The following is a 21,337-nucleotide window of genomic DNA, read 5'->3' as shown; positions in this document are numbered from 1 at the left end:
GGGGCGGACGGACCAGGCGGTGCGCTCGGTCTGCCTTGAGGGGAGCCGGCGACCACACTGTCGCCGACCCGGGGGAATTCAGCCCGCGCGGGACGTCGCCGGCTCGTGGCCGTGCCCGCGGCGCCGCTGCAGGCCCTTCGCCAGCGGTTCGACCACGCGGGCCGCGATGGGGCCGAGGATCGCCATCAGCAGCACGTACGCGGTCGCGAGCGCGGCCAGCTCGTCGACCACCGCGCCGGCCGACACGGCCAGCCCGGCGATGACGATCGAGAACTCACCGCGCGCCACCAGCGCGGCACCGGCACGGGCGCGGCCCAGCTTGCCGACACCCTGACGCCGCGCGGCCCACCAGCCGGTCGCCACCTTCGTCAGGGTGGTCACGACCGCGAGCAGCACGGCCCAGCCGAGCACCGGCGGGATGGACGCCGGGTTCGTGTTCAGCCCGAACACCACGAAGAACACCGCGGCGAACAGGTCCCGCAGCGGCTCCAGCAGCCGCGTCGCGTTGTGGGCCGTCGAGCCGGAGATCGCGATGCCCAGCAGGAACGCGCCGACCGCGGCCGACACCTGCATCGCCGACGCGAGGCCGGCCACCAGCAGCGCCGCGCCGAGCACCTTGAGCAGGAACACCTCGCGGTCGTCGGAGTCCACGATCGCCGACACGTACCGGCCGTACTTCAGCGCGATCACCAGCACGACGGTGATCACCAGCAGCGAGATGCCGACGGCCTCCAGGCCGCCGAGGAAGCTGACCCCGCCCAGCAGCGCGGTCAGGATCGGCAGGTACAGCGCCATCGCCAGGTCCTCGAACACCAGGATCGACAGCACCACCGGGGTCTCCCGGTTGCCGAGACGGCCGAGGTCGCCGAGGACCTTCGCGATGATCCCGGACGAGGAGATGTAGGTGACGCCCGCCATCACGATGGCGCCGATGGGGCCCCAGCCGAGCAGCAGCGCGACGGCCGCGCCGGGTGCGGCGTTCAGCACGATGTCCAGCAGGCCGGCCATCCACGAGCGTTTCAGCCCGGTGAACAGCTCGGCCGCGGAGTACTCCAGGCCCAGCAGCAACAGCAGCAGCACGACGCCGATCTCGCTGGCCAGGTGCGTGAAGTCGCCGATGTCGCCGAGCGGGATCAGTCCGCCCTGCCCGAAGGCCAGGCCGCCGAGGAGGTAGAGCGGGATGGGGGAGAGGCCGATCTTCCCGGCGAGGCGTCCCAGGACGCCGAGCACGAAGAAGACGGCCCCGAGTTCGATCAGGGCCAGTGCGGTGTGCTCCAAGGGCTCAGCCGTTCTTCAGGATCTTGAGGGCGCCCTCCAGGCCTTCCGACGTGCCGACCGCGACCAGCACGTCACCGGCGGTGAACGTGAAGTCCGGGGTGGGGGAAGGGTGCACCTGGCCGGCGCGCATGACGGCGACCACGGACACACCGGTCCGGGTGCGCATCGCCGTGTCGCCGAGGGTGCGGCCGTCGAACGGGGAGTTCGCCTTGATGGGCAGCTGCTTGGTGTTGATCCCGGGGACCTCGCGGTGCTCCTCGGTGAGCTGCGCGACCAGTTGCGGGGCGCCGAGCAGGTTGGCCAGCGCGCCGGCCTCGTCGGCGGTCAGGGGCAGGGACGCCAGGCACGCGTCGGGGTCGTCGGACTTGGACACGATCAGCTCGATCTGCCCGTCCCGGTGCGTGACCACGCCGATGCGGCGTCCGTTCCGGGTCGCGAAGTCCTTCCGCACACCGATGCCCGGTAGGGGCGTTACTTCCACGTTCACACCGCCACGGTACCGGTGCGGCCATCACCGGGTGGGCCAGGCACAATGGAGAACCGCAGGTACGGACCGATCGAGACGGCGAGGAGAGCATCGGTGGCGGGAGCCCTACGCGGCGTGGTCGCTCTGGACGGACCCTCGGGAACCGGGAAGACCACGGTGGCGCGCAAGCTCGCCGGGCGCCTGTCGGCCGGCTACCTCGACACCGGCGCGATGTACCGGGTGGTGACGCTGGCCGTGCTGCGCGCGGGCGTCGACCCGGCCGATGGCCCCGCGGTCGCCGAACTGGCCCGGGCCACCGACTTCGCGCTCGGCACCGACCCCTCGGCGCCGAGCGTCCACCTGGCGGGCGAGGACGTGGCGGCCGAGATCCGCGGCGCCGAGGTCAACCACGCGGTGTCGCCGGTCTCGGCGGTGCCCGAGGTGCGTGAGCTGCTGGTCGCGCGGCAGCGGCGGATCATCGGCGAGGTGCTGGACGAGGTCGGCGGCATCGTCGTCGAGGGCCGCGACATCGGCACCGTCGTCACGCCGGATGCCCCGCTCAAGGTCTACCTGACCGCGGACCCGGCGGTGCGGGCCGCGCGCCGCAGCGCCCAGGACACCGCCGCCGGGCGGCAGAGCAGCCAGGCCGAGGCGCTGGCGTCGGTCGACCGGCGGGACCGGCTCGACTCGACGCGTGCCGTCGCGCCGCTGAAGGCCGCCGACGACGCGGTGCACCTGGACACCACCGAGCTGTCCATCGACCAGGTGCTCGTCGCCCTGTCCGAGCTGGCCGGCCAGCGCGGGCTGCTGGGCACGTGCGCGCAGGTCACGCGGTGAGCCCTGCCGGTCTGCCGGACGGCGCGTCGGCCCGGCTGCACGACGCCGCCCGGTTCGTCGGGACGCACCTGTTCAAGCCGGCCTACCGGCTGCGGATCCGCGGCCTGGAGCGGGTGCCCAAGACCGGGCCGGTGCTGGTGGTGGCCAACCACAGCTCGATGGTGGAGCCGCAGATCATCTTCGGAATGTTGCCGCGCCGTTCGGTGTTCCTCGTCAAGGAGGAGATGTTCACCGGGGCGGTCGGGTGGTTCCTCCGGCGCATCGGCCAGGTGCCGGTGCGCCGGGGTGAGCCCGACCGGGCGCCCCTGCTGACCACGGCGAACGTGCTCAAGGGCGGCGGAGTCGTCGCGGTGTTCCCGGAGGGGACCCGCGGCGAGGGCGATGTCACCAGCGCCGAGCGCGGCGCGGCCTGGCTGGTCCGGGCCTCCGGCGCGGTGGTCCTGCCGATCGCGGTGCGCGGGACGCGGCGTCCCGCAGGCAGCGGGCGGCGGTTCCGGCCCCGGGTCGACATCCTGGTGGGTGAGCCGTTCACGCTCGAGGTCGGCCGCGGCCGGGCCGGGCTGGACGAGGCGACCGGGCGGCTGCGGGACGAACTCGCGGGCCTGGTCCGCACCCTCGACGAATGGCGTGCAGCGCAGGGCGAGCCCGTGCGCGGGAAGAAAGCGGAGTTATGACGGAGCTTGACGGGACCTGGTCGGACGAGGCGGAGTTCACCGCGCTCGACAGCCAGGCCGACGACGCGGCGTCCGAGGAGGAAGCCGAGCTGAGCCAGCCCGTGCTGGCCGTCGTCGGGCGCCCGAACGTGGGCAAGTCCACCCTGGTGAACCGGATCCTCGGCCGCCGCGAGGCGGTCGTGCAGGACACGCCCGGCGTGACCCGGGACAGGGTGGCCTACGACGCGCAGTGGTCCGGCCGCCGGTTCACGGTGGTCGACACGGGCGGCTGGGAGCCGAGCGCGACCGGGCTGCAGGCCGCGGTCGCGGCGCAGGCCGAGCTGGCGATGAACACCGCGGACGCGGTGCTGGTCGTGGTGGACGCCTCGGTCGGCGCGACCGCGACCGACGAGGCCGTGGCGAAGGTGCTGCGCCGGTCGAAGCGGCCGGTGCTGCTGGCGGCCAACAAGGTCGACGACGAGCGGCTGCTGGCCGACGTGGCCTCGCTGTGGTCGCTCGGCCTCGGCGAGCCGCACGCGGTGAGCGCCCTGCACGGCCGCAGCTCGGGCGACCTGCTCGACGCGATCATCAAGGTGCTGCCCGAGGCCCCGCGCGAGCGCGAGGCCGTCGCCGGGCCGCGCCGCGTCGCGCTGGTGGGCAAGCCGAACGTGGGCAAGTCCAGCCTGCTCAACAAGCTCACCGGCGAGCAGCGGTCCGTCGTGGACTCGGTCGCGGGCACCACGGTCGACCCGGTCGACTCGCTGGTGGAGCTGGACGGCCAGGTGTGGCGGTTCGTCGACACCGCGGGCCTGCGCAAGCGGGTGCACACCGCGAGCGGCACCGAGTACTACGCGTCGCTGCGCACCAAGGCCGCCATCGACTCCTCCGAGGTCGTCATCGTCCTGCTGGACGCCAGCGAGCCGCTGTCCGAACAGGACCTGCGCGTGCTGACGTCCGTCGTGGAGTCCGGCCGCGCGTGCGTGCTGGCGCTGAACAAGTGGGACCTCGTCGACGAGGACCGCCGCCACCAGCTGGAGAAGGAGCTCGACCGCGGCCTGGTGCGCGTCACCTGGGCCGAGCGGGTCAACATCTCCGCGCTCACCGGGCGTTCGGTGCGCAAGCTCGCGCCGGCGCTGCGGACCGCGCTCGCCTCGTGGGACCAGCGGGTCCCGACCGGGCAGCTGAACTCGTGGCTGTCCGAGCTGATCGCGGCCACCCCGCCGCCGGTGCGCGGCGGCAAGCAGCCCAAGGTGCTGTTCGCGACCCAGGCCGGCATCCGCCCGCCGACGCTGGTGCTGTTCACCACCGGGTTCCTCGAGGCCGGGTACCGCCGCTTCATCGAGCGGAAGTTCCGCGAGCGCTTCGGTTTCGCGGGCAGCCCGGTGCGCATCAACGTGCGGGTGCGGGAAAAGAAGCCGCGGCCCGGCAAGAAGGGCAAGTGACGCAACGAGGTGTGACGGCGGCGACACCCCGGTGAGACCGCCCGGCCACCTGCCGTTCACCTCGGGTAGAGTGATCGTCCCGCGCGGGCGCCTCACACTTTTCGCGAGTTCCGGCCCGAACGCTGGCGGAAGGTGAACTCCATGGGCGCGCCCGTTCTCGATCCGACGCTGCCCGGGGTGCTGGCCCCGGAGCGGGCCCTGTTCCCCGGCGGTCCGGCCGCGGCGCGGCGCACCCTGCTGGACGTGCTGGCGGACACCGCCGCGCGTCACCCGAACGCGGCCGCGCTCGACGACGGCGAGCGGGTGCTGAGCTACCGCAGGCTGTCCGAGGAGGCGCAGGCGCTGGGCAGGCGGCTCGCCGCCGAGGGCGTCGGCCGCGGCGACCGCGTCGGCGTCCGGATCTCCTCCGGCACCGCCGACCTCTACGTCGCGATCCTGGGCGTGCTCGCCGCGGGCGCGGCCTACGTGCCGGTGGACGCCGACGACCCGGACGAGCGGGCCGAGCTGGTGTTCGGCGAGGCCGGCGTGTGCGCGGTGCTGATGGACGACGGGCTGACGATGCTCGCCGAGCCCGGCCGCCGAACCGGCGTGCCCGCGCCGGACGACGACGCGTGGATCATCTTCACCTCCGGTTCGACGGGCAAGCCCAAGGGCGTGGCGGTCAGCCACGGTTCCGCGGCCGCCTTCGTCGACGCCGAGGCCCGGCTGTTCCTCACCGAGGAGCCCATCGGCCCCGGTGACCGCGTGCTGGCCGGGCTGTCGGTCGCCTTCGACGCCTCGTGCGAGGAGATGTGGCTGGCCTGGCGGCACGGCGCGTGCCTGGTGCCCGCGCCGCGTGCGCTCGTGCGCACCGGCGTCGACCTCGGGCCGTGGCTGGTCGCGCAGCGCATCACGATCGTGTCCACCGTGCCGACCCTGGCCGCGTTGTGGCCGGCCGAGGCGCTGGAGGACGTGCGGCTGCTCATCTTCGGCGGCGAGGCGTGCCCGCCGGAGCTGGCCGAACGGGTCGCCGTCGAGGGCCGCGAGGTGTGGAACACCTACGGGCCGACCGAGGCGACCGTGGTCGCCTGCGCCGCGCCGCTGACCGGGGAGGGCCCGGTGCGGATCGGGCTGCCGCTGGCCGGCTGGGACCTCGTGGTCGTGGACGCCGCCGGTGAGCCGGTGGCGATGGGGGAGTCCGGTGAGCTGGTGATCGGCGGCGCCGGCCTGGCCCGCTACCTCGATCCGGTGAAGGACGCGGAGAAGTTCGCGCCGCTGCCCGCGCTGGGCTGGGAACGCGCCTACCGCAGCGGCGACCTGGTGCGCGCCGAGCCCGCGGGCCTGGTGTTCCTCGGCCGCGCCGACGAGCAGATCAAGCTCGGCGGCCGCCGCATCGAGCTGGGCGAGGTGGACGCCGCGCTGCAGGCGCTGCCCGGGGTCGCCGGAGCCGCCGCGGCGATCCGCACCACCAAGGCGGGCAACCAGGTTCTCGTCGGGTACGTGGTGCCGCAGGGCGAGTTCGACACCGACGGCGCTTCGGCTCAGCTGCGCGAAAAACTGCCCGCCGCGCTGGTGCCGCTGCTCGCGGTGGTCGACGACCTGCCGACCCGCACCTCGGGCAAGGTCGACCGCGCCGCGCTGCCCTGGCCACTGGCCACTGTGGACAGTGCCGCCGCGCTGACGGCGACCGAGTCGTGGCTCGCCGAGGGCTGGGCGGAGATCCTGGGCGTCCCGGTGACCGATCCGGGCGCCGACTTCTTCACCTCCGGCGGCGGCAGCCTCACCGCCGCGCAACTGGTGGCGCGCATCCGCACCCGCCACCCGCGGGTGTCGGTCGCCGACCTCTACCGCCACCCGAAGCTCGGCCAGCTCGCCGCGCTGCTCGACGGCCTCGACGGGGAAACCGAGCGGCGGCGCGACGTCCGCCCGGTTCCGCGGCGGGCCGGGGCCGCGCAGGCCGTGCTGGGCCTGCCGGTGCTCGCCCTGACCGGCCTGCGCTGGCTGACCGCGCTCGCCGCACTGTCCACTGTGCTCTCGACGGCCGGCGTCGCCTGGGCGCCGTCCGTGCCGTGGTGGTCGCTCGCGCTGGCCTGGCTGGTGCTGTTCAGCCCGCCCGGCCGCATCGCCATCGCGGCCGGCGGCGCGCGGCTGCTCCTGCGTGGCGTGCGCCCCGGCGCGCACCCCCGCGGCGGCCGGGTCCACTTGCGACTGTGGGCGGCCGAGCGGCTCGCGGAGGCCGCAGGCGCCGCCGGGATCTCCGGCGCGAGCTGGATGACGCTGTACGCCCGCGCGCTGGGCGCGAAGGTCGGCAAGGACGTCGACCTGCACACCCCGCCGCCGGTCACCGGCCTGCTCAAGCTGGGCCGCGCGGCGGCGGTGGAGCCCGAGGTCGACCTGTCCGGGCACTGGGTGGACGGCGACGTCGTGCACATCGGCAAGATCCGGATCGGCGCCGGCGCCCGCGTCGGCGCGCGCAGCGTGCTGCTGCCCGGCGCGCGGATCGGCAAGGGCGCGGAGATCGCCGCCGGGTCGACCGTGCTGGGCGCGGTGCCCGCGGGCCAGCGCTGGGCGGGTTCGCCCGCGCGCCGCGACGGCAAGGGCGCGCTGCGCTGGCCGTCCAGCCGCCCGCCGCGGTCGCGGTTCTGGGCCTTCGCCTACGGGGCCGCCTCGTTCGTGCTCGGCTTGTTCCCGGTGCTCGCCGCCGTGCCCGGCCTGCTGGTGCTGGGCGCCGCGGTCGGGGGGACCACGACGATCGGCGCCGCGCTGCTCGCCGTGCCGGTGGCGACGGTGGCCGCCTTCGGCACCTACGCGTTGCTGGTGCTGGTGTCCGTGCGGCTGCTCGGGCTGGGCCTGCACGAGGGCTACCACCCGGTGCACGGCCGGATCGCCTGGCAGGTGTGGGCCACCGAGCGGCTGATGGACCTGGCCCGCCAGGTGCTGTTCCCGCTCTACGCCAGCCTGTTCACGCCGGTGTGGCTGCGGCTGCTGGGCGCGAAGGTCGGCCGCGGCGCGGAGGTCTCGACGGTGCTGGCGGTCCCGCGGATGACGCAGGTCGACGACGGCGCGTTCCTCGCCGACGACACCATGGTCGCCACCTACGAGCTGGGCCACGGCTGGCTGCACGTCGCGCCGACGCGCATCGGCAAGCAGGCGTTCCTCGGCAACTCCGGCATGGCCGCGGCCGGGCGCGCGGTGCCCAAGCGCGGTCTGGTCGGGGTGCTGTCCTCGGCGCCGCGCAAGGCGAAGAAGGGCTCGTCGTACCTGGGCATGCCGCCGATGCCGCTGCGCCGCGCGGTGGAGGCGGCCGACTCCAGCCGCACGTTCGCGCCGCCGCCGCGGCTGAAGGCCGCGCGGGCCGCGGTCGAGCTGTGCCGGATCGTGCCGGTGATGTGCGCGGTCGCGCTCGCGGTGCTCGTGCTGGCCGCGCTCGCGGCGGTGTGGTCGGCGGCGGGCCTGCTCGTGGCCGCGGTGGCCGCGCCGGTGGTGCTGGTCGTCGCCGGCCTGGTGGCCGGGGCGGTGACCACCGCGGTGAAGTGGGCGCTGACCGGGCGGTTCCGGGCGGTGGACCACCCGCTGTGGAGTTCGTTCGTGTGGCGCACCGAGCTCGCCGACACGTTCGTCGAGACGCTCGCGGTGCCGTGGCTGGTGAGCTGGAGCGCGGGCACGCCGCTGCTGCCGTGCTGGCTGCGCACGATGGGCGCGAAGATCGGCCGCGGGGTGTGGCTGGAGACGTACTGGCTGCCGGAGACCGACCTGGTGCGGCTGGGCGACGGCGCGACCGTGAACCGGGGGTGTGTCGTGCAGACCCACCTGTTCCATGATCGGATCATGCGCATGAGCGAGGTGACCGTGGCCGAGGGCGCGACCGTCGGCCCGCACGGGATCGTGCTGCCCGGCGCGAGCGTCGGCGCGCGCACCACCGTGGGCCCGGGTTCGCTGGTGACCCGCGGCGACGCCGTCCCGGCCGACAGCCGCTGGCTGGGCAACCCGATCGCGGCGTGGCGGGCGTGAGCCGCGCCGACTACACGCTCGGCCACGGCAGCGGCGACTACCGGGTCACGCATTACGACCTGGAGCTGGACTACAAGATCGGGCCGAACCGGCTGAGCGCGCGGGCGGCCCTGTCCGCGGTCGCCGCGGGCGAGCTGAGCCGGATCCCGCTCGACCTGGCCGGTTTCACGGTCAAGGGTGTGCGCGTGGACGGGCGGACCGCGAAGTTCACCCACCGCGGCGGCAAGCTGGTGGTGCGCCCGGTGCGGCCGGTGCGCGGCGAATTCACCGTCGAGGTGCGCTACTCCGGCAACCCGCGGCCGGTGGCGAGCCGGTGGGGCGAGATCGGCTGGGACGAGCTGACCGACGGCGCGCTCGTGGCGAGCCAGCCGACCGGGGCGCCGTCCTGGTTCCCGTGCAACGACCGGCCGGGGGACAAGGCGACCTACCGGGTGTCGCTGACCACCGCGTCGGCCTACACGGCGCTGGTGACCGGCGACCTGGTCACCCGCCGCGCCGGGGGCAGTGCGACGACGTGGGTGTTCGAGCGGCGCGAGCCGACGGCGCCGTACCTGATGAGTGTCCAGATCGGACGGTACGACGAGCTGGTTCTCGATGGGGTGCAACGGATCGCGGTGCCGCGGCGGCTGCGTGCCGCGGCGGCGCACGACTTCGGCCGGCAGCCGGAGATGATGCGCGGGCTCACGGAGTGGTTCGGGCCGTACCCGTTCGGCGAGTACGTCGTGGTGGTCACCGACGACGACCTGGACGACCCGATCGAGGCGCAGGGCATGGCGATCTTCGGCGCCAACCACGTCGACGGCCGGCGCACGTTCGAGCGGCTGGTGGTGCACGAGCTGGCGCACCAGTGGTTCGGCAACAGCCTCACCGTCGCAGGCTGGCGCCACATCTGGCTCAACGAGGGCTTCGCGACCTACGCGGAATGGCTGTGGTCGGAGGCCTCCGGCGGCCCGTCCGCGGAGGCGCTGGCGCGCGACTGGCGGTCCCGCGTCGGCACCGACGTCGCGATCGGCGACCCGGGCGTGGCGCGCCTGTTCGACGAGCAGGTCTACAAGCGCGGCGGCCTGGTCCTGCACGAGCTGCGCGGCCGGGTCGGCGACGAGGTGTTCTTCGGCCTGCTGCGGACCTGGGTGGCCGGGCACGCACACGGCACCGTCACCACCGAAGACTTCATCGCGCACGCGGAGCGCGCCGCCGGTGTGCCGCTCCGTGACGAGTTCGCCTCCTGGCTCGGCTGAGCCACCCCGTTCTCGCCCCGGGCGTGGTTTGCGCCCGCTCCTGGCCGTCTGAGCAGCGAGGACGTCCCTTTCGGGCAACGTGCCGCCGCCGTTCGTCCCGCTTCCGCCGCGACTTGAGGATCGCGGCCCTTTTGTTACCGGAACGTGTCGGATCGGGCTTCCCCTCACACGCGGTCACGACGTATGTTGTCGGCCACAACATTCAAATGTTGTGAGTCACAACATTCCTGCCAAGGGGACGCAATGAAGCGGAGAAAGACCCTCGCGCTGGCCGCCGCGGGCACCGGGCTCGTCCTGGCGCTGACCGCGTGTGGAGCGAACAGCGCCAACAACGACAGCGGTGGGAGCGGCGGGTCGGACAACGGCGGCCCGAAGGTCGGCGTGATCCTGCCCGAGACCGCGACCTCGGCCCGCTGGGCCGGCTTCGACCAGCCGATGCTCCAGTCGGCCCTCACGAAGGCCGGGCTCAGCCCGATCATCGAGAACGCCCAGGGCGACAACCAGCGGTTCGCGCAGCAGGCCGACAGCATGCTCAGCCAGGGCGTGAAGGTCCTGATCATCGCCGCGCCCAGCGGTGACGTCGGCGCCACGGTCGAGCAGAAGGCCAAGCAGCAGGGCGTGCCGGTCATCAACTACGACCGCCTCAACCTCGGTGGCAGCGCCGACTACTACGTCAGCTTCGACAACGTCCAGGTCGGCCGCCTGCAGGGCCAGGCGCTCGCGGACGCGCTGAAGAACAAGCCGGGCGCCCAGGTCATCGAGATCGAGGGCTCACCGACGGACAACAACGCGACCCTGTTCTACAACGGGCAGCAGGAGATCCTCGGCCCGCTCTACAGCTCGGGCGCGCTGAAGAAGGTCGCCAGCCAGCGCATCGACAAGTGGGACAACGCGGTCGGCGGCGCGACCTTCGAGCAGTTCCTGTCCGCCAACGGCGGCAAGGTCGACGGTGTGCTGGCCGCCAACGACGGCATGGCCGGCGCCGTGATCACCGTGCTGCAGAAGAACGGCCTCGCCGGCTCGGTCCCGGTCACCGGCCAGGACGCCAGCGCCGCCGGCCTGAAGTCGATCCTGCAGGGCCAGCAGTACTCGACGGTGTTCAAGCCGATCCAGCAGGAGGCCGACGCCACCGCGCAGCTGGCCGCCGCGCTGGTCAAGGGCGACACCGCGGGCGCCGACGCCATCGCCAAGCAGACCTCCACCGACCCGACCGGCAACCGCACGGTCAAGTCGGTGCTGCTGCAGCCGTTCTCCATCACCAAGGAGAACGTGAAGATGGTGGTCGACCAGGGTTACGTCAAGGCGAGCGAGATCTGTGGCGGCGACACCGCCCCGGTCTGCCAGCAGCTGGGCATCTCCTGACGGCACGCGTCGCCTGGGGGGCGCGTGGCCCGGAAACCCCGGACCGCGCGTCCCCTCCACGCGTGTCTCCCACGGATAGCGGAGGTTCTTCCATGAACGAGCCCGTCCTCGCGCTGCGAGGCGTCAACAAGAGCTTCGGGCCGGTGCACGTCCTGCACGACGTGGACTTCCAGGTGCGCGCGGGGGAGGTCACCGCGCTGGTCGGCGACAACGGCGCCGGGAAGTCCACGCTCGTCAAGTGCATCGCGGGCATCCACCCGATCGACAGCGGCGAGGTCCTCTTCGAGGGCAAGCCGGTCCACATCCACAACCCGCGCGAGGCGGCCGCCCTCGGCATCGAGGTCGTCTACCAGGACCTCGCGCTGTGCGACAACCTCGACATCGTCCAGAACATGTTCCTCGGCCGCGAGCGCAACCAGCGTGGGCTGCTCGACGAGGCGGCGATGGAGCTGGCCGCGCGCAAGACGCTGGCGTCGCTGTCGGTGCGCACCGTCAAGTCGGTCCGCACGCCGGTGTCGTCGCTGTCCGGCGGGCAGCGGCAGACCGTCGCGATCGCCAAGGCGGTGCTGTGGAACAGCAAGGTCGTGCTCCTCGACGAGCCGACCGCCGCGCTCGGCGTCGCGCAGACCCGGCAGGTGCTCGACCTGGTGCGGCGCCTGGCCGAGCAGGGCCTCGGCGTGGTGCTGATCAGCCACAACATGAACGACGTGTTCGAGGTGGCCGACCGGATCGCCACCCTCTACCTCGGCCGGCTGGCCGCCGACGTCGCCACCAAGGACGTCACGAACAGCCAGGTCGTCGAACTGATCACCGCGGGCCGGTCCGGCGACCTCGGCCTGGCCCGCCCCGAGACCGCGGCCGTGTGAGGAAAGAAGTGGCCATGACTGAAACCCCCACGAAGCCCGGCTCGGGCCAGCCCCCGGCGGCGATCTCGGACTTCGGCATCGACACCACCTCGCGGTCCACCCGCGAAGCCATCGGCGACTACTTCGGGCGCCTGCGCGGCGGCGAGCTGGGCGCCCTGCCCGCGCTGCTCGGCCTGCTGGTGCTGGTGCTGGTGTTCACCGGGCTGTCGGACACCTTCCTGTCGCTGAACAACATCGCGAACCTGTTCGCGCAGGGCGCCGGGCAGACCATCATCGCGATGGGCATCGTCCCGGTGCTGCTGCTCGGCGAGATCGACCTGTCCGCGGGCACCGCGTCCGGCCTGGCCGCGTCGGTGATGGCGTTGCACTTCACCCAGGACGGCAACCTGCTCGGCAACTTCGGCAGCACCGTGTTCTACGGGTTCATCGTCGGCTCGATCGTGGCGGCCGCGCTGTGCGTGTGGATGCGCGTCTGGATCGGCGCGGTGCTCTCGCTCGTCGTGCCGGTGTTCATGCTCGCCGGGTTCGCCGCGAACCCGTGGATCGAGATCGTGCTGGCGATCTGCGTCGGCGTCGTCATCGGCGCGCTGACCGGCACCATCGTGGCCAAGATCGGCATCCCGTCGTTCGTGGTGACCCTGGCGCTGTTCATCGGCTGGTACGGGCTGCTGCTGCAGCTGGTCGGCGAGGGCGGCACGATCTCCATCCGGCAGAGCGACGTGCTCTACCAGGTCGCCAACGGCAACCTGTCCATCCTGGGCGGCTGGATCATGTTCGTGGTCGCCGCCGGCGGCTACGCCGCGGTGGTCCTGACCCGCCACTTCGGACGGTTGCGGCGCGGACTGGTGGCGCAGCCGACGACGATCGTGGTCGTCAAGGCCGGCGCGGTGCTGGTGCTCGGCGCGGTCGCGACCTACCTGCTCAACACCAACCGCTCGCCCAACCCGAACCTGACCACGATCGCCGGCGTGCCCTACGTCGTCCCGATCGTGCTGGTGCTGCTGGTGGCCGGCACGTTCGTGCTGGACCGCACCCGCTACGGCCGGCACATCTACGCGGTCGGCGGCAACAAGGAGGCCGCGCGGCGCGCCGGCATCAAGGTCGACAAGATCCGGATGAGCGTGTTCCTGATCTGCTCGGCGGTCGCGGCGATCGGCGGCATCGTCTACAGCTCGAAGGTCGGCGCGGTGGACGGCAACTCCGGTGGCGGCAACACGCTGCTGTTCGCCGTCGGCGCGGCGGTCATCGGTGGCACGTCGCTGTTCGGCGGCCGCGGGCGGCTGCGCGACGCGGTGATCGGTGGTCTCGTGCTGGCGACCGTCCAGAACGGCCTCGGCCTGCTCGGGTTCCAGGCGGCTACGGTTAACATCATCACCTGCCTGGTCCTTCTGGTGGCGGCAGCCGTCGACGCGCTGTCCCGCAAGCGTGCCGCGGTCGCGCGCTGAGGCACGGGTGAGGACCGCCGACCACCGGCCAGCAGGGAAGCGCAGGTGACGACCACACCGACCGCGGGCACCCGCCCCGACGACGTGCGCCGGCACAACAGGGCCGCCCTGTTGCGCCGGCTGCACGTCCACGGCCCGTCCACACGGGCCAGTCTCGCCACCGACCTCGGGCTGAACCGCAGCACGATCAAGGCGCTGGTGGACGGGCTGGCCGAGGACGGGCTCGTCGAGGAGCGGGTGCCCGCTCAGCGCAGCGGGGCCGGCCGCCCGTCCCTGCTGGTGCTGCCGCAGCCGCAGGCCGCGGTGGTGCTGGCGATCGACATCCGGGTGGAGCGGGCCGGGATGGCGCTGGTCGGCATCGGCGGCGAGATCCTCGGGCGGGGCGGGTGGAACATCCGCTCCACCACCAACGACCCGCGCGAGGTGTTCACCAAGATCGTCGACACGGCCGGCCCGCTGATCGACGAGCTGGGCGTCCACCCGGTCGCGGCGGGCGTGTCGGTGCCGGGCGTGGTGCGGCACCAGGACGGGTTCGTGCACGAGGCGCCGAACCTGCACTGGACCGACATTCCGCTCGGCGCGTGGCTGTCGCGGGCCCTGCATCTGCCGGTGCACATGGGCAACGACGCCGAGCTGGGCGCGCTCGCCGAGCACCTGCGCGGGGTGGCGCGTGGCTACGACGACCTCGTCTACATCGGCGCGGAGGTCGGCGTCGGCGGCGGTGTGATCTCCAACGGGGTGTCCATGCGCGGCGCCGGCGGGCACCACGTGGGCGAGGTCGGGCACATGGTGGTGCGGCCGCAGGGGCGGCAGTGCTACTGCGGGTCGCACGGCTGCTGGGAAACCGAGGTGGGGGAGCGGGCGCTGGCGCGGGCGCTGGGGCTGGACGAGGACAGCCCGGTCGGCGCGATCGTCCACGAGCTGCGGCTGCTCTCCGCCGACGGCGAGGCGCCGGACGTGCTCGCCGAGTTCACCGAGTGGCTCGCGCTCGGGCTCGGCAACGTGGTCAACCTGCTGTGCCCGCAGCTGGTCGTGCTGGGCGACCTGTTCACCGCCCTGCCCCCGGCGCTGGTCGAGCACGTGGAGCGAACCGTGCGGGAGCGGAGCCTGGTGAGCAGGGCACTGGCCGGGACGCGCGTCGCGACCTCGGCGCTGGGCACGGACGCGAAGCTGCTGGGCGCCGCGGAGCTGGCCTTCGAGACGGTGCTCGCGGACGGCTGAGGCCTCAGGCGAGCACGCCCGCGCCGGGGATCGAGTCCAGCAGTTGCCGCGTGTAGGGCTCCTCGGGGGCTTCGAGCACCTTCGCGACCGGGCCCTGTTCCACGACCCGTCCGGCGCGCATCACGACCACGTCGTGCGCGATGGCCTTCACCACGGCCAGGTCGTGCGAGATGAACAGGTAGCTCAGCCCCAGTTCCTCCTGCAGGGTGCGCAGCAGGGTGAGGATCTGGTCCTGCACCAGGACGTCCAGCGCGGACACCGCCTCGTCGCACACCACCAGCCGCGGGCCCAGTGCCAGTGCGCGGGCGATCGCCACCCGCTGACGCTGGCCGCCGGACAGTTCATTGGGGTAGCGGTGCGCCGTCGACGCGGGCAGGGCCACCTGGTCGAGCAACTCCCGCGCCTTCGCCGCCCGGCTCGCCTTGTCACCGACGCGGAAGATCCGCAGCGGCTCGGTGATCAGCCGCTCGACGGTGAACAGCGGGTCGAGCGAGGCGTAGGGGTCCTGGAACACCGGCTGCATCGCCCGGCGCGCCGCCTTCAGCCGGGCGCCGCGCAGGCCGAGCACGTCCTCGCCGTCGAGGCGGATCGTGCCGCCGGACACCGGGACCAGCCCGAGCACCATCCGGGCCGTCGTTGTCTTGCCGGAGCCGGACTCGCCGACGATCGCGGTGGTGCGGCCGCGTTCGACGGTGAACGACACGTCCGCCACCGCCGTGAACACGCCCCCGCCGCCGCGGATCCGGAACTCCTTCGACACCCCCGAAACCTCCAGCACCGGTGGCGCCGGGTCTACGGCGGGCATCGGGTCCTTGAGCGAGGGCGCGGCCGCGATCAGCCGCCGCGTGTACTTGTGCTCCGGCGCCGTCAGGACCCGCCGGGCCGGCCCGGACTCCACGACGCGGCCCTGCGACATGACCACCACGCGGTCCGCGCGTTCGGCGGCCAGGCCGAGGTCGTGGGTCACCAGCAGCAAGGCCGTGCCCAGCTCGCGGGTCAGCCCGTCGAGGTGGTCCAGGATCTGCCGCTGCACGGTCACGTCCAGCGCCGAGGTCGGCTCGTCGGCGATCAGCAGGTCCGGGCGGCAGGCCAGCCCGATGGCGATCAGCACCCGCTGCCGCATGCCGCCGGAGAACTCGTGCGGGTACTGCTGCGCTCGCCGCGCCGGCTCGGGCAGCCCGGCCTCGCCGAGGATCTCCACCGCCCGCGCCATCGCCTCCCGCCGGGTCGCCAGTCCGTGCGTCACCAGCGTTTCCGCGACCTGCCTGCCGACGCGCGCCACCGGGTTGAGGTTGGTCATCGGGTCCTGCGGCACCAGCCCGATCTCCCGGCCGCGCAGCCGCCGCATCCGCTTCTCGCCGGCGTGGGTGACGTCCTCGCCGCGCACCGCGATCCGCCCGCCGGTGACCCGCCCGGCGCCGGGCAGCAGGCCCAGCACCGCGTGCGCCGTCGTGGACTTGCCGGACCCGGACTCGCCGACCACGGCGACCCGCTCGCCGGGCATGATCGTCAGGTCGGCGCCGTGCACCACCTCGGTGCCGCCGAAGGACACCCGCAGATCCTCGACCCGCAGCAACGGTTCCGTCATCGGGAGCTCCTCGGGTCGAGTGCGTCGCGCAGCGCGTCGCCGGACAGGTTGAAGCCCAGGCAGATCAGGGCCAGCGCGATGCCCGGGAACACCCCGGGCCACACGGTGCGGAACAGGTACTGCTGCGCGTCGGAGAGCATGATCCCCAGGCTCGGCTCTGGCGGCTGGATGCCCAGCCCGAGGAAGGACAGGATCGCCTCGCCGAGCACGGCCTGCGGCATGATCACCGTGGCCTGCACGATGATCGCCGACGCCGCGTTGGGCAGCACGTGCTGACCGAGGATCCGCCACGGCCCGGCGTGCATGGTGTGCGCCGCGAGCACGAAGTCGCTGTCCTTCATCCGCAGCGTCTCGGCCCGCACCACGCGGATCATCGCCGGGATGTTGCCGATGCCGAGCGCGACCGCGGCGTTGACCAGGCCGCCGCCGTTGATCGCGGCGAGCCCGACCGCCAGCAGCAGGAACGGGAACGCGAGCATCAGGTCGGTCAGCCGGGACACGATCGCGTCCAGCCACCGCCAGTACCCGGACAGCAGTCCCAGCGGGACCCCGACCACGATCGCGAGCGCCACCGACAACAGCCCGACCTCGAGCGAGGTGCGGGTGCCGTACAGCACGCGGGACAGCACGTCGCGGCCCAGGTCGTCGGTGCCCAGCGCGAACCCGACGGTTCCCGGTTGCTGGAACGGGGTCGTGAAGTGCACTTCGGACGGTGCGTAGGGGGCGAGCCAGGGGGCGAACACCCCGGCGACGAGCACGATCAGCAGCAGCACGCCGCCGGTGACGCCCATCGGGTTGCGCAGCAGGTTTCCCAGCACCCGGCCGCGCACCCGGCCCACGGGGGCAGGCGGTTCGGCGATCGCGGTCATGCGGCCCTCCCGGAGACCCGGACCCGCGGGTCGATGACCGTGTAGAGGACGTCGACCAGCAGGTTGATGACGATGTAGGCGAAGGTGATCACCAGCACGACGGCCTGGATCACCGGGTAGTCGCGGCTGAACACCGAGTCGAGCGTGAGCTTGCCGATGCCGGGCAGGCTGAAGATCCGCTCGGTGACCACGGCACCGGCGATCAGCCCGCCGAGCTGGAGTCCGACGATCGTGGTCACCACGATCAGGCTGTTGCGCAGCCCGTAGCGGAAGACCACCGCGCCGCGCCCCAGCCCCTTCGCGCGGGCGGTGCGCACGTAGTCGGCGGTGAGCGTGCCGACCATCGACGACCGGGTCTGCCGCTGCACGACCGCGGCGTGCGACAGGCCGAGGATCACCGCGGGCAGCGTGAGGTAGTACAGGCCGCGCACCGGATCCTTCAGTGGCGACACGTAACCCGACGCCGGGAACCATCCCAGTTGGACGGACAGGTACACCACCGCGAGGATGCCGAGCCAGAACGTCGGCACCGACAGCGCGAACAGCGAGAACCCGTTGGCCGCCCACTCCGGCCAGCGCCCGCGGAACACCGCGGCGAGCACGCCGAGCAACAGCCCGGCCAGCACCGCGATCAGCATCGCGTACACCGCGAGCTGCACGGTGACCGGCAGGGTCGTGCCGATCATCTCCGACACCGGGGTGCCGGTGCGGGTCGACCGGCCGAAGTCGCCGGTGAGCGCGTGGCCGAGGAACTTGAGGTACTGCACCGGCAGCGGGTCGTCGAGGCCCAGCTGGGCACGCACCGCGGCGAGCGTCTCCGGATCGGCCTCCTCACCGGCCATCGCCAGTGCCGGGTCGCCGGGCAGCGCCCGCACGCCGGCGAACACCACGATCGAGGCGAGCACCAGGGTCAGCGCGGACTGCCAGAGCCGGTGCAGAAGGTGACGCAGCATCGGTCTCAGCCCTCCTGGTCCGCGCGGAAGGCGGCCCTGCCGAGCCGGACCACGCCGTCGGAGTAGACCTCCACGCCGGCGATCCGTGCCGAGTGGACGGTCAGGTTGCGCAGCCGGTAGGTGTAGACGATCGGGTTCTCCCGCTGGATCACGCTCGTCGCCTGGCCGTAGAGATCAGCGCGTTCGGCGGTGGTGGCGGCGCGGGCGGCGCGGGTGAGCAGGTCGTCCAGCTCGGCCGAGGAGAACCCGCCGTAGTTGCCGCCGGAGCCGGTGGACAGGAACCGCGCGGTGTTGCCGTCCGGGTCGATGCGGCCCGACCAGCCCAGCTGCAGCAGCTCGAAGTCCCCGCGCTTCTGCACGTCCAGCAGGGTCGAGTACTCGACCGGCACGATCTTGAGGTCGAACCCGCCCTCGGCGACGCTGGCCTGCAGCGCTTGGGCGTAACGCAGCTGGTCCTGGGTGTTGGACACCTGCAGTGTCACCGTGAAAGGCGTGGGCACACCGGCTTCGGCGAGCAGCTGCCGCGAGCGGGCCGGGTCGTTGGCCGGGCAGGCGTCGCTGGCCGGGGTGGCGTAGGGCGACTGCGGCGCGATGGGGGAGCAGGCGATGTCGAACCAGTTGTTGAAGACCGTGTCGACGAGCGTCTGCCGGTCCACAGCGGACGCGAACGCCTGGCGCACCCGCGGATCGCGGGCCAGCGGGGTGTCGATCGGCTTGACCGGGGCGCCCGCGCCGTCGACGTTGCCGGTGTTGATCGTGACGCCCTGGTAACCCAGCGACGACGACTGCAGCACCTTCAGGTCCGGATCCTTGGCCAGTGCGTCCACGTCCTGCGGCGAGATCGTGTCGGCCACCTGGATGTCGCCGGAGCGCAGGTTCGCCGCGCGGATGTTGGCGTCGGGCATGATCCGGTAGACGATGCGGTCGAGGTGGACCTGCGCCGCGTCGTAGTACAGCGGGTCGCGCTCGACCTCGATCGAGGTCTGCGGAACCCGCTTGACGAACTTGAACGGCCCCACGCACACCGGGTGATCGCCGAAGTTCGTGCCCTGCGCGGCCAGCGCCGCGGGAGACAGGATCATCCCGGCGCGGTCGGCCAGCGCGGCGGTGATGGGCGCGAACGGCCTGCTGAACGTCAGCACGACGTGGCCGGGGTCCGGCGCCTCGACGGCGCGCACCGGGCCCATCTCGCTGGTGCGCTGGGAACCCTTGAGCGTGAGGTGGCGCTGCAGGCTGGTGCGCACGGCCGTGGCATCGAACGGGGTGCCGTCGGCGAAGACGATCCCGGTGCGGACCGGGATCGTCACGGTCAGCCCGTCCGGCGACGTCGTGGGCAGGCCGGTGGCCAGTTGCGGCACGATCTGCCCGCTCGCGTCGAGGTCGTAGAGCTTCTCGCAGATCGTGCTCATCACGTACCGGGTGTAGAGCGAGCTGGACGTGGTCGGGTCGAGCCGGTCCGGTTCGGACGACAGGCCCATCACGAGCTCGCCCCCGGAGCGGACCGGCTGGGCGCCGACGGGCGTCCCGTAGTCGTCGGTGTGCTCGGCGGTGCTCGCCACGTGCTGCACCGGCACGCACGCCGCCAGTGCCGCGGTGAGCGCCACGCAGGGCGCGAGAATGCGCCACCGCGAATTCTTGAGGGCCATGGAAAACTCCCGCGCGATCGAACGTGTGCGCAGCTTACGGTAGTTTCCCGTTGTTTGTCATCGATTTCCGGCGGGTTAATTCGGGTAACGATTTTCCGCTGTGGTGCGCGCAGGAAGAAACAGCGGTCCGGGGGGATGGTCCGAACCGCTGTCTTCCGTTTTCCGGATTGCCGCCGACTACCGTCCGGCGGCGTAGCCCTGCATGCCGCGCGGGTTCGAACCCGCTGACAGGACACCGGTTTCCGGGTCGCGGGCGACCGCGCAGAGGCGGCCTTCCGACCACGGGCCGGCGATTTCGACGTCGTGCCCGCGCCGCCGCAGTTCGGCGATCGCGGGGTCGCCGATCCGCGATTCCACGGTGACGCTTCCGGGACGCATCGCGCGCGGGTAGAACGAACTCGGGAAACTGTCGGTGTGCCAGTTCGGCGCGTCGATCGCGCCCTGCAGATCGAGACTTCCGCGCACCTTTTGCCGCAACGCGACGGCGAGGAAGAAATGCACGCTCCACTGGTCCTGCTGGTCCCCGCCGGGCGTGCCGAACGCGAGCACCGGCACACCGTCGCGCAGCGCCATCGACGGGGACAGCGTCGTGCGCGGGCGGCGGCCCGGCACCAGCGAGTTGGGCAGCCCCTCGTCCAGCCAGGACATCTGCAGCCGGGTGCCCAGCGGGAAACCGAGCGCCGGGATGACCGGGTTGGACTGCAGCCAGCCGCCGCTCGGGGTGGCGGCGATCATGTTGCCCCACCGGTCGGCCACGTCGAGGTGGCAGGTGTCGCCGCGCGTCGCGCCGTCCCTGGCGACGGTCGGCTCACCCGCGCCCGCGGCCGGTGGCGGCGGGACGGCGCCACCCACGGACAGCTCGGCCTGCTTGCTCAGCCGAGGCCGGCGCCCGTCCGGCGAACCCGGCCGCAGCTCCGCCGACGCCCGCTCGCCGATCAGGGCGCGGCGGGATTCGTTGTAGGACACGGAAAGCAGGGTGTCCAGGGAGACGTCCGCGCTGTCGCCGTACCACGCCTCGCGGTCGGCCATGGCGAGCTTGGTGCCCTCGATCAGCGTGTGCAGGTAGTCCGGGGTGCCGTACTCGAGGCCGTCCGGCAGCACGGCGAGCTGCTGCAGGAACGACGGCCCCTGGCTCCACAGTCCGCACTTCGCGACCGTCCAGCCCTGCCAGTCGTAGGTGACCGGGTCCTCGTAGCCCGCCTCGAACGCGGCGAGGTCGTCGGCGGTCAGGGTGCCGGCGTGCCGCTCGCCGGAGGTGTCCATGGTCGGCCGGGCGGCGGCCTCGGCGATCGCCTCGGCGATGAAGCCCTCGCGCCAGATCCGGCGGGCGGCGTCGATCTGCGTCTCCCGGCCCGGGCCGGCGGCCTCGGCCTCGGCGATCACGCGCCGCCAGGTCGCGGCAGAGCGGAAGAGCACACCTCAGAACACCAGTCACAACCAATCGCATCTCGTATTGCGTCATTTGGTTTAAAAATTTGTGGGG

Annotated in this window: 15 protein-coding genes and 1 pseudogene; 9 read left to right on the top strand and 7 right to left on the bottom strand. The window is 72.8% G+C overall.

Annotation, left to right across the window (positions count from 1 at the left end):
- Positions 1–78: 78 nt before the first annotated feature.
- Both ABZ193_RS35620 and ABZ193_RS35615 read right to left on the bottom strand, forming a co-directional pair.
- Entirely contained in the window at positions 79–1,278 is a 1,200-nt protein-coding gene (locus tag ABZ193_RS35620; RefSeq protein ID WP_020420643.1) for a cation:proton antiporter, read from the bottom strand.
- A 4-nt stretch (positions 1,279–1,282) separates the two neighbouring features.
- Positions 1,283–1,765 (bottom strand): cation:proton antiporter regulatory subunit, encoded by a 483-nt coding sequence (locus tag ABZ193_RS35615; protein ID WP_026153076.1) that lies wholly within the window; start codon positions 1,763–1,765, stop codon positions 1,283–1,285.
- Positions 1,766–1,879: 114 nt separating this feature from the next.
- Here ABZ193_RS35615 and cmk point away from each other — a divergent pair, with 114 nt between their 5' ends.
- From cmk to ABZ193_RS35570, 9 genes are all read left to right on the top strand, one after another.
- Positions 1,880–2,581, top strand: a complete 702-nt coding sequence (gene cmk / locus ABZ193_RS35610; RefSeq protein WP_354712968.1) for a (d)CMP kinase — start codon at positions 1,880–1,882, stop codon at positions 2,579–2,581.
- Positions 2,578–3,255 (top strand): lysophospholipid acyltransferase family protein, encoded by a 678-nt coding sequence (locus tag ABZ193_RS35605; protein ID WP_020420641.1) that lies wholly within the window; start codon positions 2,578–2,580, stop codon positions 3,253–3,255. The genes cmk and ABZ193_RS35605 overlap by 4 nt, the downstream gene beginning before the upstream one ends.
- Complete coding sequence (der, locus tag ABZ193_RS35600; RefSeq protein WP_020420640.1) at positions 3,252–4,676, top strand: ribosome biogenesis GTPase Der; 1,425 nt, start codon at positions 3,252–3,254, stop codon at positions 4,674–4,676. Before ABZ193_RS35605 ends, der begins: the two co-directional genes overlap by 4 nt.
- Before the next feature lie 141 nt (positions 4,677–4,817).
- Positions 4,818–8,666, top strand: a complete 3,849-nt coding sequence (locus ABZ193_RS35595) for a Pls/PosA family non-ribosomal peptide synthetase (protein WP_354712964.1) — start codon at positions 4,818–4,820, stop codon at positions 8,664–8,666.
- Positions 8,654–9,904: a M1 family metallopeptidase gene (locus ABZ193_RS35590; protein WP_354712963.1), complete on the top strand. Its 1,251-nt coding sequence runs from the start codon at positions 8,654–8,656 to the stop codon at positions 9,902–9,904. Before ABZ193_RS35595 ends, ABZ193_RS35590 begins: the two co-directional genes overlap by 13 nt.
- Positions 9,905–10,147: 243 nt before the next feature.
- Positions 10,148–11,266, top strand: coding sequence for a substrate-binding domain-containing protein (locus ABZ193_RS35585; RefSeq protein WP_020420634.1), 1,119 nt, complete (start codon positions 10,148–10,150; stop codon positions 11,264–11,266).
- Positions 11,267–11,358: 92 nt separating this feature from the next.
- A complete protein-coding gene (locus tag ABZ193_RS35580; protein WP_017982028.1) occupies positions 11,359–12,132 on the top strand; it encodes an ATP-binding cassette domain-containing protein in 774 nt (257 codons plus the stop codon).
- A 14-nt stretch (positions 12,133–12,146) separates the two neighbouring features.
- The gene (locus ABZ193_RS35575) at positions 12,147–13,577 is read left to right on the top strand and encodes an ABC transporter permease (RefSeq protein ID WP_020420633.1); all 1,431 of its coding nucleotides are present in this window, start codon (positions 12,147–12,149) and stop codon (positions 13,575–13,577) included.
- Positions 13,578–13,622: 45 nt separating this feature from the next.
- On the top strand, positions 13,623–14,798 hold the full coding sequence (locus ABZ193_RS35570) for an ROK family protein (protein WP_354712962.1): 1,176 nt from the start codon (positions 13,623–13,625) through the stop codon (positions 14,796–14,798).
- 4 nt (positions 14,799–14,802) lie between these two features.
- On the opposite strand, the gene ABZ193_RS35565 is transcribed toward ABZ193_RS35570, so the two are convergent.
- The 5 genes and pseudogenes from ABZ193_RS35565 to ABZ193_RS35545 form a co-directional block, all read right to left on the bottom strand.
- Positions 14,803–16,386: an ABC transporter ATP-binding protein gene (locus tag ABZ193_RS35565; protein WP_354712961.1), complete on the bottom strand. Its 1,584-nt coding sequence runs from the start codon at positions 16,384–16,386 to the stop codon at positions 14,803–14,805.
- Positions 16,383–17,255: an ABC transporter permease gene (locus ABZ193_RS35560; RefSeq protein WP_020420630.1), complete on the bottom strand. Its 873-nt coding sequence runs from the start codon at positions 17,253–17,255 to the stop codon at positions 16,383–16,385. The genes ABZ193_RS35565 and ABZ193_RS35560 overlap by 4 nt, the downstream gene beginning before the upstream one ends.
- On the bottom strand, positions 17,252–18,208 hold the full coding sequence (locus ABZ193_RS35555) for an ABC transporter permease (protein WP_354712960.1): 957 nt from the start codon (positions 18,206–18,208) through the stop codon (positions 17,252–17,254). Before ABZ193_RS35555 ends, ABZ193_RS35560 begins: the two co-directional genes overlap by 4 nt.
- Before the next feature lie 5 nt (positions 18,209–18,213).
- Entirely contained in the window at positions 18,214–19,854 is a 1,641-nt protein-coding gene (locus ABZ193_RS35550; RefSeq protein ID WP_354712959.1) for an ABC transporter substrate-binding protein, read from the bottom strand.
- A gap of 177 nt (positions 19,855–20,031) precedes the next feature.
- Positions 20,032–21,255 (bottom strand): annotated as a pseudogene (locus ABZ193_RS35545) (gamma-glutamyltransferase); the annotation flags it as partial.
- Positions 21,256–21,337 lie beyond the last annotated feature (82 nt).

Origin of the sequence: Amycolatopsis sp. NPDC006125 (assembly GCF_040614195.1) — a bacterium.
GTDB classification, from domain to species: domain Bacteria; phylum Actinomycetota; class Actinomycetes; order Mycobacteriales; family Pseudonocardiaceae; genus Amycolatopsis_E; species Amycolatopsis_E tucumanensis.
Note: the sequence above shows the minus strand (reverse complement) of the source record. Positions and strands in the feature narration are given on the sequence as shown.